This is a genomic window from Asaia sp. HumB, from assembly GCF_030263835.1.
In the GTDB taxonomy this organism is placed as follows: domain Bacteria; phylum Pseudomonadota; class Alphaproteobacteria; order Acetobacterales; family Acetobacteraceae; genus Asaia; species Asaia bogorensis.
Genome location: NZ_JARPML010000002.1, coordinates 1,824,137 through 1,838,757, shown reverse-complemented (window position 1 = coordinate 1,838,757; position 14,621 = coordinate 1,824,137). Strand labels below are relative to the sequence as shown.

Here is a 14,621-nt window from a genome sequence, read left to right as displayed (position 1 = left end):
TCACGCACTGGCCCCGGAGAGCACCGCCTGATCGCGGGACTCCCAGGCGGTCACGAAGGCCTGAAACCGGCGCGCCATTTCGGCCACGGCCTGGTCGTCGGTTGTCTTGCCGCCAAGCCAGTCGCGGGCAGGCTGGGCGAAGATGGTGCGACCGATTGCAAAGCCCTTGACCCAGGGCGTCGCGGCAGAAGCCTCGAAGGCTTCCATCAGTTCCTCGGCTGGCGCATCGAGGCCAAGAATGACCACGCCACGGCAATGCGGATCGCGTGCCTCGATCACAGCACCGATTTTCTCCCACGCCTTCCTGTCGCGCTGACCCTCAAGCTTCCACCAGTCAGGGCGCAGCCCGCTATCGTAAAGACGCGAAAGGATGGACGAGACAGTATCGGGATTAAGCGCGCCGTTCTTGCCCGCAATGATCTCGATCAGGATTTCCTTGCCCAGCTTGCGGCAGGCATCCTGAGCCCGGATCAATTCGCGCTCCTGACGCTGCTTCAGTTCCTCAGGATCATCAGGGTGATAGAAGCACAGGCACTTGATCACCTGCTCACTCGGCCATTCCACCAGATGCGCCCCAAGCGACCCGCCGCACTCGAAATCGAGCGGACGCGAGCCGGTTTTCTCGATGGGGCGTGCAGTCCATAGCCCGGCATGAGAGGCCTCGAACAGTGCGTCCTGCCCGTAGCGACCATCCATGAACACACCAAAACCGGCACGCCCCTGAGCGACAGATTTTGCGGCCTCGACAGCGAGTTTCTTGAATTTGGGAATACGGTCGAATGAGGCTCCTACCGCCGTGGCAATTTCCTCAAGCTGCAACCGGTGGTCGCACGCAAGCGCCATGATGGGCGTTGTCTGCTGACGGCGCGTCGTAACCCAGTGCAGGTGATTGATGGCAGTGTCGCGACGCAGGGCGCGCTCATTGCTGCCCTTCTCAAGGAAGTAGCTCAGTTCTTCCCATGTCGGAATTTCCGATGAGCACAGAAGGCGCGAGACAGCGAAGGCCCCGCAGGCATTGGCGAAGCGACAGCACTCGGCAATCTTCTCGCCCCTGACCCAGCCGCGCAGGAAGCCCGACATGAAGGCATCGCCCGCCCCGAGTGTATTATAGACCTCAACCGGAAAGCCGGGGCCCGAAATACCGTCTTCAAGCGTATCGGGAATGGCGCCATCGAACACGACACATCCCATCGGGCCACGCTTGCAGACGATCGTGCCACTGGACACCGCCCGGATGGCCCGAATGGCCTCAAGCGTATCCTCGCTGCCCCCTGCAATATGCAGCTCTTCCTCGGTACCGACGATCAGATCGCATTCCGGCAGGATCTCCATGAGATGCCGCGTGACATTCTCGGATTTCACATAGCGCGACTCACCATCGCCAATGCCGGCCAGACCCCACAGATTGGGGCGGTAATCCACATCGAATACCACCTTGCCGCCATGCGCATGCACAAGATCCATCGCCTTGCGCTGCGCCTTGGCCGAAGCCGGGCGCGAGAAATGCGTGCCGGTCACGACAACTGCTTTGGCGCGGGCGATCAGTGCGGGATCGATATCGTTTTCGTCCAGCGCTGCATCGGCACAATCAGTGCGATAAAACAGAAGCGGGAAGTTTTCACGATCACGCACCCCCAGAATGGCGAGCGCCGTAAAACGATCGGGATCGACGCGCACGCCATCGGTGCACACACCCTCGCGCTGCAATTGCTCGGTGATGAAGCGCCCGAAATGCTCATGACCCACGCGGGTGATGATGGCCGATTTCAGGCCGAGCCGCGATGTGCCGATGGCGATATTGGCCGGGCAACCACCGACTGCCTTGCTGAAACTGGCCATATCTTCCAGCCGGCCACCAATCTGCTGCCCGTATAGATCGACTGAGGAACGTCCTATGGCGATGATATCGAGATCCTGTCCGCGCATCCCCGACTCCTGCAAGCATGTTACGTTGCGCATAATAAGAACATAAATTCTGTTCTAGGTCACGCCGCAGAACGTACATTCCCTAATTTTCTTTAACTTCGCACGCTGATGTGATTAACTGCGCGGCAAGGGCGTCATGAGCGACCGGGACACTTCGCCCGGATGCCCGGTTTTGCTATGGAATATCCATTCCCTTTTGCGGATCACCTTGCCTTGACCGATATTGCTGAAGACGCCGTGCCGACCCAGTCCGATTTTGACGCGTTCCACCATCGCTTGCGCCAATGCTATGCGCAGCTTCCCAAAAGGCTGGTCCAGCTTGCCGATTTCGTGACCGAGGATCCTGATGAAGTGGCGCTCGGCACGGTCAGCTCCCTGGCAAGACAAGCTGGCGTACAGCCCTCGACCGTCGTGCGTTTTGCCCGCACGCTGGGTTTCGGCGGCTTTTCGGAAATGCAGGCGGTTTTTCGTGACCGTTTGCGCGTGCGCAACGTGACCTATCGCGAGCGCGTCAATGCGCTGCACCGCGTGGATGGCGAGCCGCTTGAAGCCTCAGTTATTTTCAACGGATTTTACGAGGCAGCGCATGACTCCCTGCGTGCCTTGCAGGCCCATTTGCTGCCCGAACGGCTTGAGGCCGCTGTCACCACCATGGCGCAGGCCAACTGCCTCTATCTTCTGGGGCTGCGCCGTTCCATGCCGGTCATACGTTATCTGTCCTATCTTCTGGCCAAGCTCGATATTCGCCATCAGATCATTGGACTCGAAACCGGTATGGAGGAGGAAAGCTTTGCCCATGCCGGACCAGAGGATGCAGCTCTGGTGCTGAGCTATACGGATTACGCGCCCCGCACGATCGAGCTGTTTCAGGCACTCGAGGCCCGTCATGTGCCGGTTATCGCCATGACGGACAGCGCAGCCAGCCCGGTCATCCCGCAGTCAGGCCTGTGGCTGGAAGTGCATGAAGCCGATTTTCAGGGATTCCGCTCCAACGCGGCCTCGCTGGTGCTCGTTTCAACCCTTGCTGCCGCCATTGCCGAACGCCGGGGCTAGGCGATCAGCAAAGCGCGCCGGCGTACTGGGAATCCCGCATCCGGCTTCAGACCAGGCGGCCTGTCACGCGTGGGCTGATAGTGGAGATCGTCTTGTCATTGGGCGAGAGGGCAAGCGGCGGAAAAGCGCCATAAGCCTCTAGCTGGGAAAAATAATAGGACGTCACGACGTCGATACCGACATTACGCACCATCCGATCCAGACCGAGTTGCTGATATTCCTGCGCCCGCAGCGGCAGGCAACATTCGAGCAGCCGGCGCGCGCCCTTGGGCGACACCACATAGGCGCATAGACCGAACGCCTGAAGCAGACGATAGGCAACGCTCTGACGATCCTGCGCCACAAACGATGCAGCGTTTTTCTGCATGCGCCGCTCATCAAACGTGACCACGCTGCGTGTTACGCCGGGCAAGGCGTCGATCGTGATCGGTGCATTGAAATTATAACCCAGCAGGACAACGTCCCACTCGGGCGGAAGGGTCGCGATCAATCGCGCGGATTCCGCGTCGAAATTTCGGCACAACAGGGCGTCATCCTCGAAAATCATCAGTGCTTCGTTTTGATGCGCTGCATGGCTCCACAGCCCCAGATGGGACAGGGCCGCCCCTATGGCGCCAGGCTTGTAAACCAGCCCCGCATCGGCCATGCCACGCTCGACCAGTGAAGCGAGCGGGATATCGCGCCCCTCTGTTCCCTCAACGCGTTCGATATCGGGCATATGGGCATTGGCACGCCGAAATGCCTGCAGCCTCTCCGTATCACATGCCCTGTTGATGACGACCCTGCGCATAATACTCCCCTGCCATACCTGCCACCATTGCAGGAAAGCCATTCTAGCATAGTGCCGGGCGACGGGAAAAACGCCGGGGTAACGCTATGCCGGAACACTGACAGACAGCTGCCTTATGGGGCGAGCGACATACCCGTCAGGGCTTGCGCGGACCACCCAGCCGCACATGTGCGAAGCAGTCAGTACCCGCGCTGGTGGTCATAGAGCAGCGACGGTTTTCCCCCGCGTTCCATCTCACGAATAACCTCCGCCACATAACGGACCTGTTCCTCCCGTGAGGCTTCGGAGGCCACGTGGGGGGTCAGCGTGATGGCCGAGTGATCCCATAGCGGCGAATGCGGAGACAGGGGCTCTTCGGCCACCACGTCCAGCACGGCACCGCAGAGATGCCCCGCATCCAGCAGGGCCAGCAGATCGGCCTCTACCAGATGATCGCCACGACCGACATTGATAAGCCCTGCACCGCGCGGCAATTGCGTTAGGGTTGCCTCGTTCAGGAGGTGTCGTGTCTGGGGTGTGCTGGGCAGGAGATTGACCAGCAGATCGGCCTGACCGAGAACATGTTCGAGCCCTTGCGACCCGCTGAAAAGACTGACAGGCCCGTCTGCGGTTTCCCCTTGCGAGCGACGCCAGGCGCAGACTTCAAATCCGGCACGCGCTAGGCTTTGCGCCACCACCGCCCCGATCTGCCCATAACCGAGCACAGCGACGCGGGTATTGGCGCTGGTACGCGAAACCAGATTACGCGCCCATTCATGCCGCGCCTGCTGCAAGGCCCATGTCCGGGCATCACGCAAGAGGGTCATGCACGCCCATAAAACATAATCGGCCATCAGCCGCGCCGTATCGCCCCCCCCCATGCGCACGAGCGGCACATGACGGGGAAAGGCCGGACTTCTGACGAGGTGATTGACGCCTGCGCCCGTGCACAGGATACCGTGCAGATGCCCCATGGCGCGCAGATCATCGTCATCGGCCTCCCAGACCAGCGCATACTGCGCCGCATCACGGGGCGTGGCAGGATCGAACCAGGACAGGATCTCGATATCGGGCGCATGGGTGGCAAAGGAATCGCGCCAGCCTGCAAAGGCTTCCGGCCCATCAGCACTGATGATCAGACGTGGTGCCATGACTACGCTCTCCTGCCTGCATCAAAAAACATGATGCCGTGTCGTCAGGCCAGACTGGCACGTCTGAGCGGCATCGTCATGCAGTGTATGCTGCCACCGCCTTGCGAGAACTCGTCAAGTTCAGGCTCCAGCACGGTCAGACCATGATCGCGCAATATGGCATTGACGCGGCGCGAATGACGGGGGCTCACCACCCGCCCCTCGCCCAGCGCCAGCACATTGCACGCCATATCGCGCATGGCCTCCTTGTAGGTCACGGGAAGAATACGGATGCCCTGCGCCTCGAACCAGGCAAGGTCTTCATCCTCCAGCACATCCGTGACACCAATGGCGAGCCCTTCGGTCACCATCGTAAAAATCACATCCAGATGTAGGAAATGCTCGGGGAAATGGACCATGCGGCATGTCCAGCCTGCCGCTTCGAAAGGCTTGAGAAAGGCCTGCGCCCCTTCGACGGTTGTACGGCCGCCACTGACACCCACCACAACCAGGCCGGGACGGATGATATGGATATCGCCCCCCTCGACATAACCCTCGGTGCAGTATCCGGTGATCTCATCTCCGGCGTAGAAAGCCTCGATCCCCTCCTGCTCGGGCTGGCGCTCGGGGCGCATCAGGCGCGTGACGACCGTGCCCCACGGGGTCGTTTGCGACGAATCGCGTGTATAGACCTGATAGGGCTGGCCCTCCCGCGGGGTGAGGAAATGGCAATGAACGCCAGCCTCTTCCAGCACGTGAACCAGCCCGGCAAATTGCGCTTGCAGCTTTGCCGGGTCCGGTCGTGCACCCGTGGCAAGGGTGCGTATGGCGATATCGTTGCTCGGGTTCCAGGTGTAGAAATCAGGCGGGCAGAGCAGCACATCCGACAATGTTCCGGTTTCGCTATCAATGAACCAGCGATTGGCAGTCATGCACGGCGCTCCTGTTGAAGGCAGACCCGGTGGGGCAGGTTCTGCCGGCTGCGACCCTGCCTGACGCAAGGCCCGTTGAGGCATCTGGCAGGCCATCAACGCCCGTCAGGTGTGAGCGAGGCTAGAAGCCACCCGATCATTTCTCAATTACAATGAGATGGAGTTTGGTTTGGCGTTTCATAAATTATCGCCTGCGCCCCACCCGGCATACTCCCTGTAACCGATCCGGCTTTTGCCAAAGCCCGACAGAAGGCTGGCAGATGAACGGTTGATCGTGTCGCAAGGGGAGATATCATCACGTGTTTGCTGAAGCAGGATTCCCGCCTTTGTCACGTATCCGCACCAACGCCACGCCACGACGCCCACCTCGCGCCAGCGGGTTTCAGGGGCGTATCGCCGAGGTCGATCTGCGTTTGCTGCGTGTCTTTGCCTGCGTGGCCCAGCATGGCGGTTTCGCTGCGGCAGAACTGGCGCTGGGCAAGAGCAAATCCTCGATCAGCATTGACATTGCCGCCCTTGAAAACCGGCTGAGCATGGTGTTGTGCCACCGTGGGCGCGCGGGTTTTGCCCTGACGAATGAGGGCCAGGGGGTACTCGATGCCACGACGCGCCTTTTTACCGATATCGATCTGTTCCAGCAGCGCATCAATGATGTCAGCGGAACGCTCTCGGGGCGGTTCTGCCTCTATCTGCCCGACAACATCCAGTTTCATGGCGAAACCGCCCTGTTGCGGGCCATCCAGATCTTTACCAGTCGCTATCCTGCGGTCGAGATGGATGTGCGCTCGGCCTCGACACGCGATGTGGAATTTGCCGTGCGTAACGGGACGGCAACGGCCGGGATAACGCTCTATCCGCACCAGCAGCCCGAAATGGAAGCAACCGCCCTCTTCAGCGAACGGTCCAATCTTTATTGCGGTGCCCGCCATCCGCTTTTCGACCGCCCGGAAGACACGATCAATATCGCCGCCCTCGCCGAGGCACGCATGATCAGTGTCAGCGATGCCGCATCTTCCCCGCGATGGGATGAGCTGCGCCCCTCCATGAATTTTGCGGCGCGCGCCGATAATATCGACTCACGCGCCCTGCTGATCCTGTCGGGCATGTATGTCGGTTTTCTGCCCGAGCTGTTCGTGACGCAGATGGTCCAGCAGGACAGGCTGCGCCACATCGTGTTCAACGACCTGCATCTGGTGAATCATTTCTACTTCCTGATACGTCCCACCCCGGAAAACGGGCTCATGGCCGAAACCTTCCGTGCCATTCTGGAAGAAACATGCTGATGCGCCGCCTCATCGCCTGCCTTGCGCTGCTGGTCGTGTTCCTCTCGCCAGCTTCAGGCTATGCCCAGGAACGCCCGGCCTTCATCGAAAACGGAACGCTGCGTATCTGCACCAATCCGACCCTGCCCCCCATGACATTCGTCAACGGGGCAGATCTCTCGGCGCTGGACGGGTTCGATATCGCGCTGGCGCGTGAGCTGGGCGCCTATTGGCATGTCCCCGTTCAATTCGAGACGATGGATTTCACAGGGCTTTTCCCGAGCCTCGGGGCGGGGCGGTGCAGTCTGGTCATGAGTGGGGTGCTCAAACAGGCGTCACGCGAGCGGCTGTTTGATGCGGTTGCCTATCTAGAAACATCCCCCGTTGTGGTGGCCCCCAGCCAGATCGCACCGGTGAGCAGTTTCGACGCCCTTGCGGGGCAGAGCCTCGCTGTTGAATCAGGCACGAGCTATGCCGCCCGTATCGAGGAAATCAACCAGGGTCTGGCTGCACGTGGCAAGGCCCCGATCATGCTTCAGCAATATCCGAGCGAAGATCAGGTGGTGCAGCAGGTTCTGGTTGGACGGTCACAGAATTTCCTGAGTCAGGATGTCGAGCTTTTCTATCGACAGGCCCAGCTGGGCAGCAAGCTGCATGTCATCTTCACCCCCTCCCTGCCGGGCTATTCCGAATTCGCGATCTATCTGCGCCGCACCGGGCAGGACAAGGCGCTGCTGGATGGGGCCATCGCCACGCTGAAGCAGCAGGGCAAGATCGCAGCCCTTGAGAAAAAATGGAATGTCGGCCCGGCTGCACGGGCGGCGCTCGGTGTGCATAGTGAAAGACCGCGCTTCAACACAACCACGTTTTTCTCAGCCCTTTTCTCGATGGCGTTCCTCAAGGGCGCCATCATGACGCTGGCAATTGCGCTCGCTTCTCATGCGGCGGCCATCGTCATTTCGATTCCCATTGCCCTGAAACTCAACGCCCCGCGCTCACTCTGGCACCCTTTCCTGCGGGCCTATGTCGCTGTTTTTCGTGGTGCGCCGACATTGCTGCAGCTTCTCTTCATCTGGAATGCGCTGCCGCAATTCTTTCCGGTGTTTCGCGAAAGCTGGTTTTCGCCTTTTCTGGCCACGTGGATCTGCCTGTCGATCAATGAGTCAGCCTATCAGGTTGAGATCAATCGGGCGGCGCTGAGCGCTATCGATCCCGGACAGCTGGCAGGGGGGCAGGCTCTAGGCATGAGCCAGGCACAGATCTACCGCCATGTGATCTTTCCACAGGCCCTGCGTGTGGCGCTGCCGCCCACCATCAATGAGTTCATTTCACTGCTCAAGACAACCTCGCTAGCTTCGGTCATCTCCCTTCAGGAACTGCTGTTCATCACGCAGGTCCAGGTGGCGCGCAGCTTCGAGTTTACCGAATATTACGCTGCGGCGCTGGTCTATTATCTCGTGATGGTGTTCGCCTTCCTGCACCTGCAAAAGCGCATCGAAACACGGTTTGTCTGGGCAAGCCGCGCCAGCAGCGCCGCCAGACCCGGCATGACCACGGAAAACCCTGCAGGCAGGGCGGCGGCTGGTACCGCAGAGGCGGAGACATCAAACCATGTTGCATAATCTGCCCCCCAACCCCGATTGCGCCCTCAGCCTGCGCAAGCTTAGCAAATTCTATGGCGAGTTTCTTGCGCTGGACCGGGTGAGCCTCGATATCGATCATGGCGAGAAAATTGTCGTTCTGGGGCCATCGGGATCAGGAAAATCGACCTTTATCCGCACGCTGAACCGTATCGAGCCCCATGATAGTGGGGTGCTCATGATCGATGGTGAGGTGATCGACAACAAGACAAGCCTGCCCCTGCTGCGCGGGGCAGTGGGGATGGTGTTTCAGAATTATAATCTCTTTCCGCATCTTACCGTGCTTGAAAACTGCACACTTGCCCCGCGGCTTGTCCGCAAGGCCCATCGCGATGCAACGGAATCGCTCGCCCGAGGCTATCTGGAGCAGGTGGGTATCGGCGAACAGGCCGATAAATACCCGATCCAGCTTTCAGGCGGGCAACAGCAGCGTGTCGCGATTGCCCGCGCCCTGTGCATGGCGCCCGATATCATTCTCTTCGACGAACCTACCGCGGCTCTGGACCCGGAAGCCATCAAGGGTGTGATCAGCATTATCAACGCCCTGGCTGAGCGACGCATCACCACAATCTGCGTCACTCATGAAATGGGGTTTGCGCGCCATATTGCCGACCGCGTGGTGTTCATGGACAAGGGCGTCGTGCTGGAGGCTTCCCCCCCGGAGAAGTTTTTTACAGCACCCGATACGGCCCGTGCGCGCCAGTTTCTGGACCAGATGATTCACCACACGTAACAAAGTCGTCTCAAGGCGCATGATCCCGGAAGATTTGCCATAAATTCCATGAATGACGCGATATGGGTAACGATCTGACAAAGTGAGGTTTGGTTTTTTTCAATCGAACAGGATGTCGTTTCGCCTCTTCAATGACAGGGAAGCCACTGACGGGAGTCCTTTTCATGATGACGCGCCTGCCCAAAGGATTTCGCCGCCTGACCAGCACGGCGCTTTCGCTCTCTGCCGGGATCGCTCTGGCTGGCTCGGGATTGGACGGGTCCTGTATGGGCGGTGTGGCCCATGCAGCAGCAAGCCCGCAGACCACGACACCCAATCATCCCCTTCATGGCGCTGCCCCATCCCGCGCCACCCATACGCCGCGCAGCAGCACCCATGCCCGGCGCCATGCAGCACCCCATTCCGATCCGGAGGCCATTCAGGTCACGGGATCACGCGCTCAGCGCTTCCTGACAACGGCGGCCACGGTCAATGTGCTGAGTGGCCGCGAGTTGCAGGAACTGCACATCACCAGCCCCAAGGACATTGCCGCCTATACGCCGGGCCTTACCGCGGTGAATGCGACGTCTGGCAGCACGCCTGTCTTCTCGATCCGAGGCATCGGGCTTGATGACTATACCGGCAACAACATGGGCGGGATCGGCATCTATCAGGATGGCGTGTTTGCCCCCTACCCTGTGTTCTATACAGGGCAGATGTTCGACACCCAGTCTGTCGCCGTCGAGAAAGGGCCGCAGGGCTTCGATTACGGGCGCAGCTCCACGGGCGGGAATATCGCGGTCGAGACGGTCAAGCCAGACGGAAAATTCGGCGGTTATGTGGATTGGGGCTATAGCAGCTATGGCACCAATACGGCGAGTGCAGCGGTCAATGTGCCGATCACCGACCGTATCCAGAACCGCACCGCCTTTTCCTATATCAATGGTGATGGCTGGCAGCGCGATATCCACACCAACAAACGCTATGGCTCGCAGGATCAGCTCGGCTTGCGCAATCTCACGCGCTTTCTGATCGATGACCGTTCGAGCCTGCTGCTGAATATCCATTACACGCGCGACAAGGGCATTTCGATGTCGCCGCAGGATACGGATGGCGACGCGGTCAATGGTTTTCCGACAGGAACGGTGGGGGTGGGGCCAAATGCGTCCTATAACGCGGTCAATGTGGGCAAGAACCGCGTCGGCCGTAACGAGAATGGCGGCGGCGTCTCGATCAATTACACCCATGATTTCAACTGGGGGCAGTTCGTCTCGACCACCGCCTTCGACGCCTTCCGTCGCAGCGATTATGATAATTACGATGGTGAATCAATCAACGTCGGTGATTATCACTGGAATGATACGTCCCTCGCCCAGTCCCATGACATGCATCTCAGGATGGATCTGGCGAAACGTTTTCGCCTGACGGTGGGCGTCTATGAATCTTGGGACAAGATCAACGGGGCCTATACGAGCTACCGCTCTTTTCTGCTCGGCGTGCCCAATGGCAATCTGACGGATCGTTTCGTGCAGCAGAATGTCTCGACGGGGCTCTATATCAACACGGTCACCAATGTGCTGCGTAATCTCGATTTCATCGCCTCGGGCCGTTTCTCCTGGGATGATCGCGGCTTCAAGGGCGGGACGATCGATGATGCTGGCGCGCTGACGAGCAAGGGCGCCTATCTGTCACGCCTCGACACCACCCATTCCTATGCCCGCCTGACAGGGCGCGTGGGGCTGCGTTACACCATCGTGCCCGGCACACAGGTCTATGCCACCATTTCCAACGGCTACAAGGCAGGCGCCTATTTTGCGGCCCCCGTTTCTGCCCCTCAGGCACTCGATTATGTGCGTCCTGAAAACATGATCGCTTACGAAGTCGGCGCCAAGACCAGCCTGCTGCACAACCATGTGCAGATCGAAGGCGCGCTGTTCGATTACGAATATCATAACCGCCAGACGCTGTTCGTGGCTGAAATGCCCATGAACATCACCTCGCTCAGCCTTGGGCCTATCCCCCGTGCCCGTACCCGCGGCGGCGAATTGTCGAGCACATTGCATGATCTGATCCCCAATCTCGATCTGCGCGGCTCCTTTGCCTATCTCGACGCGCAGGCCACCAATGCGGTGAATGATATCGGCGGCCTGCCGCTGCTTTCCTCTGTTACGGCTCATTCGGTGCTGCCTTTTGCCCCGCGCTTCTCCTGGAATGCCGTCGCACGCTATGGCATCGACTTGCCCCGCGCCTATCGCATGACGCTCCAGACCAGCTACACCTGGAAGGACAATATGCTGGTGGCCCTAGGCGACCCCAATGGCGTGACCGACAAGATCAGCTCGTTCGGAATGCGCATGGAAGTGGGGCCCAAAACCGGCAAATGGACGGCCGCAATCTATGTCGACAACATGCTCAACAAGCACGGCAACACCTATTCCTTCACAGGCTCGGATAATTCACGCGTGCAGTTCCTTCAGACGCCGCGCTGGATCGGCTGCGATCTGCGCTATAATTTCTGACCCGACACAAGCATGACGGGAGACGACACGCCGATGCGCCTCGACAGCTTCCTAACACTCTGGGGCGATACGCGTACCTGGGTTGAGGCTATCGCCGATGCCCATCGTCGAGGCTATGACGGGATCGAGGCGCGTATCCCGGAACCGGAAAACCTCGCTGCCTGCCGTACGGCCCTGCGCAACACCGATTGCCCTTATATCGCCATCGCCCTGACCGGCGGCGGGGTCGTCCCCCGCCAGAGCGCAACGCTGGACGACCATCTGGCCGATCTGAATGAGGCCCTCGGGCGCGCCGCGCGCCTCTCCCCCCGCTTCGTGAACGTGCTGGGCGGCAATGATCGCTGGAATGCCGCACTTCAGGCCGAGTTCATCAATCGAGCCATGAATCTGGGGCAGAAGCATGGGCTGACGCTCAGCTTCGAGACCCATCGCGCCCGGCTCTGCGCGACACCCTGGGTCACGCTCGATGTTATCGCGCAAATACCCGAAGCGCTTTTTACCGCCGATATCAGCCATTGGGTGGTGAGCTGCGAAAGACTGCTCAATGACCCCTGCGATGATTTCAGTGGATTCATCGCGCGTGTGCATCACGTTCAGGCACGCGTAGGCTATGATCAGGGCCCGCAGGTCTCGCATCCCGCAGCACCTGAAAATCGCGCCGCACTCGATTTTCACCGCGATTTCTGGCGCCGAATCTGGATGTCGCAGCGCGCACGCGGCTACGCTGTCACAACGCTGACACCGGAATGTGGTCCCGATGGCTACACCCATACCTTGCCCTTCACCGATCTGCCCCTTGCCGACCGCCATGCCATGAATGACTGGCTCAGGCAGGATCAGGTCAGATCCTTCGCGGGGTGCTTCCCCGCTTCAGCAGGAGAGTCCTGACATGACAGAAGAGACGTTCACGTCCATTCCGGTGATCGATATTGCCGGGCTGTATTCGGCAGACAAGACCGATCGTCAGAAAGTGGCGGCGGCGCTGCACGAAGCGGCCAGCAGGATCGGGTTTTTCTATATTGCCGGTCATCGCGTCGCGCCCGAACTCATCACCGATCTGCGCCAAGCCGCGAAGGATTTCTTCTCCCAACCTCTGGAGGAGAAAATGAAGCGCTATATCGGCAGTTCCGCCTCTCATAAGGGCTTCGTTCCGGAAGGGGAGGAAATCTACAACAAATCCCGCCCCGACCATAAGGAGGCCTTCGATATCGGCTTTGAAGTTCCTGCCGATCATCCTCTGGTCCAGGCCGGAACGCCGCTTCTCGGCCCCAATGACTGGCCCGACATCCCGCTGTTCCGCGAGCGTGCAAGCGCCTATTACAAGGCCGTTTTCGAGTTGGGGCGTGTGTTGTTTCGTGGTTTCGCCCTCGCGCTGGGGCTCGATGAACATAGTTTCGACGATGTGGCGCAGTTCCCTCCCTCGAAGCTGCGCATGATCCATTATCCCTTCGATGGTGAGGCTCATGACGCACCGGGCATTGGCGCGCATACCGATTATGAGTGCTTCACCATTCTGCTGGCCGACCAGCCGGGTCTGGAAGTGCTGAACGGCAAGGGTGAGTGGATCGATGCGCCGCCCATTCCGGGGAGTTTTGTGGTCAATATCGGCGATATGCTCGAAATGATGACGGCGGGGGCTTTTGTCGCCACTGCGCATAGGGTCCGGAGCGTGAAGGAGGAACGCTATTCCTTCCCGCTTTTCTATGCCTGCGATTATCATCACGAGATCCGCCCCCTCCCCGCCTTCGAGAAGGGCGACACCGCCTATGAGGCCGTGAAGATCGGGGATCACATGTGGGCGCAGGCCATGCAGACCTATTCCTATCTCATTGCCAAACGCGAGCGGGGTGAAATTGCCTTGCCTGAGGGAACACGACGCACCAATACATTCGGGCATTTCAGCAAGACGGGAGTGACCGCATGACCGCCCGGACCGAGAAGGAACTGCGCGAGGATCTGGCTGCCGCCTATCGGCTTTACGCACAGTTCGGCCTGACCGACATGGTCTACACCCATCTCTCCGTGCGTTTGCCCGGAGAAGGGCATCGCTTTCTGGTCAATCCCTACGGGCTGCTTTTCGAGGAGATCACGGCAAGCTCGCTCGTGGTAGTGGATTCCGAAGGCCATCCTCAGCAGGAGACAAGCTGGCCAGTCAATCCGGCTGGCTTCGTGATCCATTCCGCCGTGCACCGGGCCCATCCCGAGGCAGACTGCGTGATGCACAGCCACACGCTCGCGGGCATGGCCATTGCCGCGCAGGAGGAGGGTATCCTGCCCCTGAATCAGATCAATATGGAGTTCTACGGGCGCATCGGCTTTCACCCCTATGAGGGCATTGCGGCAGACGACAATCTGAGCGAACGCGAGCGTCTGGTGCGCGATCTGGGCGACCATATGGGGCTGATTCTGCAAAATCACGGCCTACTGACCATTGGAAGCACCGTGGCTCAGGCCTTTTACCGCATGTATTATCTAGAACAGGCCTGCCGCGTGCAGTTGGCCGCGCAATCGACCGGGGCCAGACTGCATTGCCCGAGCGAGGCCGAGGTGCTGCGCGCGCGCCAGCAATTCGAGACAGACCCCGATCAGGGCCAGATGATCTGGAAGGCCCTGCGCCGCAAGCTGGATCGTGAGCAACCGGATTACAAAAACTGAGCCAGGGAACGCGCCCTTTGCAG

The 14,621-nt window shown here is 59.7% G+C and carries 12 protein-coding genes; 8 read left to right on the top strand and 4 right to left on the bottom strand.

The window, feature by feature from the left end:
* Positions 1–1,926 (bottom strand): 5-dehydro-2-deoxygluconokinase, encoded by a 1,926-nt coding sequence (gene iolC / locus P5689_RS09430; RefSeq protein WP_285532952.1) that lies wholly within the window; start codon positions 1,924–1,926, stop codon positions 1–3.
* A gap of 213 nt (positions 1,927–2,139) precedes the next feature.
* On the opposite strand from iolC, the gene P5689_RS09425 reads away from it, so the two are divergent.
* On the top strand, positions 2,140–2,979 hold the full coding sequence (locus P5689_RS09425) for a MurR/RpiR family transcriptional regulator (protein ID WP_231944628.1): 840 nt from the start codon (positions 2,140–2,142) through the stop codon (positions 2,977–2,979).
* 46 nt (positions 2,980–3,025) lie between these two features.
* Here P5689_RS09425 and P5689_RS09420 read toward each other — a convergent pair whose 3' ends face one another.
* From P5689_RS09420 to P5689_RS09410, 3 genes are all read right to left on the bottom strand, one after another.
* Entirely contained in the window at positions 3,026–3,769 is a 744-nt protein-coding gene (locus P5689_RS09420; protein ID WP_285532950.1) for a glycosyltransferase family 25 protein, read from the bottom strand.
* A 179-nt stretch (positions 3,770–3,948) separates the two neighbouring features.
* Positions 3,949–4,899, bottom strand: coding sequence for a glyoxylate/hydroxypyruvate reductase A (locus tag P5689_RS09415; protein WP_285532949.1), 951 nt, complete (start codon positions 4,897–4,899; stop codon positions 3,949–3,951).
* Between the two features lie 44 nt (positions 4,900–4,943).
* A complete protein-coding gene (locus tag P5689_RS09410) occupies positions 4,944–5,810 on the bottom strand; it encodes a dimethylarginine dimethylaminohydrolase family protein (protein ID WP_035443986.1) in 867 nt (288 codons plus the stop codon).
* 326 nt (positions 5,811–6,136) lie between these two features.
* Between P5689_RS09410 and P5689_RS09405 the strand changes: the two genes are divergently transcribed.
* The 7 genes from P5689_RS09405 to P5689_RS09375 all read left to right on the top strand — a co-directional run bounded on the left by P5689_RS09405 (position 6,137) and on the right by P5689_RS09375 (position 14,598).
* Entirely contained in the window at positions 6,137–7,093 is a 957-nt protein-coding gene (locus P5689_RS09405) for a LysR family transcriptional regulator (protein ID WP_035443988.1), read from the top strand.
* On the top strand, positions 7,087–8,694 hold the full coding sequence (locus P5689_RS09400; protein ID WP_408868538.1) for an ABC transporter substrate-binding protein/permease: 1,608 nt from the start codon (positions 7,087–7,089) through the stop codon (positions 8,692–8,694). The genes P5689_RS09405 and P5689_RS09400 overlap by 7 nt, the downstream gene beginning before the upstream one ends.
* Positions 8,684–9,445 carry an amino acid ABC transporter ATP-binding protein gene (locus tag P5689_RS09395; RefSeq protein WP_062163845.1) on the top strand — a complete coding sequence of 254 codons (762 nt, stop codon included), beginning with the start codon at positions 8,684–8,686 and terminating at the stop codon, positions 9,443–9,445. Before P5689_RS09400 ends, P5689_RS09395 begins: the two co-directional genes overlap by 11 nt.
* 266 nt (positions 9,446–9,711) lie before the next feature.
* Entirely contained in the window at positions 9,712–11,943 is a 2,232-nt protein-coding gene (locus P5689_RS09390) for a TonB-dependent receptor (RefSeq protein ID WP_408868572.1), read from the top strand.
* A 12-nt stretch (positions 11,944–11,955) separates the two neighbouring features.
* On the top strand, positions 11,956–12,831 hold the full coding sequence (locus P5689_RS09385; RefSeq protein WP_285532946.1) for a TIM barrel protein: 876 nt from the start codon (positions 11,956–11,958) through the stop codon (positions 12,829–12,831).
* A gap of 1 nt (position 12,832) precedes the next feature.
* A complete protein-coding gene (locus P5689_RS09380; protein ID WP_285532945.1) occupies positions 12,833–13,867 on the top strand; it encodes an isopenicillin N synthase family oxygenase in 1,035 nt (344 codons plus the stop codon).
* Positions 13,864–14,598 (top strand): class II aldolase/adducin family protein, encoded by a 735-nt coding sequence (locus P5689_RS09375; RefSeq protein WP_285532944.1) that lies wholly within the window; start codon positions 13,864–13,866, stop codon positions 14,596–14,598. Before P5689_RS09380 ends, P5689_RS09375 begins: the two co-directional genes overlap by 4 nt.
* The last annotated feature ends 23 nt before the right edge of the window (positions 14,599–14,621 follow it).

Coding starts and splice junctions, on each gene's coding strand:
- iolC (WP_285532952.1), bottom strand. CDS start 1,926: ATGCGCGGACAGGATCTCGATATCATCGCCATAGGACGTTCCTCAGTC.
- P5689_RS09420 (WP_285532950.1), bottom strand. CDS start 3,769: ATGCGCAGGGTCGTCATCAACAGGGCATGTGATACGGAGAGGCTGCAG.
- P5689_RS09415 (WP_285532949.1), bottom strand. CDS start 4,899: ATGGCACCACGTCTGATCATCAGTGCTGATGGGCCGGAAGCCTTTGCA.
- P5689_RS09410 (WP_035443986.1), bottom strand. CDS start 5,810: ATGACTGCCAATCGCTGGTTCATTGATAGCGAAACCGGAACATTGTCG.
- P5689_RS09400 (WP_408868538.1), top strand. CDS start 7,087: ATGCTGATGCGCCGCCTCATCGCCTGCCTTGCGCTGCTGGTCGTGTTC.
- P5689_RS09395 (WP_062163845.1), top strand. CDS start 8,684: ATGTTGCATAATCTGCCCCCCAACCCCGATTGCGCCCTCAGCCTGCGC.
- P5689_RS09390 (WP_408868572.1), top strand. CDS start 9,712: ATGGGCGGTGTGGCCCATGCAGCAGCAAGCCCGCAGACCACGACACCC.
- P5689_RS09385 (WP_285532946.1), top strand. CDS start 11,956: ATGACGGGAGACGACACGCCGATGCGCCTCGACAGCTTCCTAACACTC.
- P5689_RS09380 (WP_285532945.1), top strand. CDS start 12,833: ATGACAGAAGAGACGTTCACGTCCATTCCGGTGATCGATATTGCCGGG.
- P5689_RS09375 (WP_285532944.1), top strand. CDS start 13,864: ATGACCGCCCGGACCGAGAAGGAACTGCGCGAGGATCTGGCTGCCGCC.